General features: G+C 80.2%; 1 protein-coding gene. It reads right to left on the bottom strand.

Features of this window, described 5'->3' with window-relative positions; all coding sequences use genetic code 11:
* On the bottom strand, positions 1–810 hold an 810-nt coding region (locus tag ACQRUO_RS39545; protein ID WP_428321016.1), incomplete at its 3' end, for a CpsD/CapB family tyrosine-protein kinase.
* Between the last annotated feature and the right edge of the window lie 33 nt (positions 811–843).

The raw sequence follows: 843 nt of genomic DNA, 5'->3' as shown, positions 1-843 counted from the left end.
GGCACCGGCGGCCTCAGCGGCCGGGCGCACCGGCGCGGAAGCCGGATGCACCGGCGCGCCGCGCCAGCCGGCCGGCCAGGGCACCGGCCGGTGGGCCCGGTCGCGGCCGGGGCCCGGTCGATTCGGTCGGTCCGATCGGTTCGCATGGTCCGGTCGGCTCGCATGGTCCGGTTCGGGGGCCGCCGGCCGCCGCACCGCGTGCTCGGCCCGGTCGGCCCGCTTGCGCGGCACCGCGGTCAGCACCACGCCCAGCACCTGGGCGTCCACCGCGTCCAGCGCGTCCAGCGCGCGGCGGGCCCGGGCCCGCGGGGTGGCGCCGCTGCGCAGCACCAGCAGGGCGGAGCCGGCCTCGGCGGCCAGCAGCGCCGCGTCCGGGTAGGCCAGCAGCGGCGGGCTGTCCAGCAGCACCAGGTCGGCCCGCTCGGCCAGGGCGCGCAGCACCCCGGTCAGGTCGGCGCCGGCCAGCAGGTCGCCCGGTTCGCCGGGCGGCAGTCCGGCGGTGACCACCTGCAGCAGGCCCTCGCCCCAGTCCTGCACCGCCTGCTCGACGGTGGCAGCACCGGTGAGCAGCTCGGTCAGACCGGGCTGCGGGGTCAGGCCCAGGTACTCGGCCAGCCGGGGCGCCCGCAGGTCGCCCTCGACCAGCACCACCCGGCGGCCGGCCTGGGCGTGGCTGAGCGCCAGGTCCACCGCGGTGGTGGTGCGCCCCTCCCCCGCCTGGGCGCTGGTCAGCACCACGGCGGTGGGCGGCGGCTCGGCCGCGTAGCGCAGCGCGGTGCGCAGCTGCCCGACCGCCTCGGCCCCGTCCATACCTCTCCAGTCCGCCGCCCGCCCATCTCCCCC

The sequence above is a fragment of the Kitasatospora sp. LaBMicrA B282 genome (assembly GCF_050325825.1).
Classification (GTDB): Bacteria; Actinomycetota; Actinomycetes; order Streptomycetales; family Streptomycetaceae; genus Kitasatospora.
This window is presented reverse-complemented; position numbering and strand designations above follow the sequence as displayed.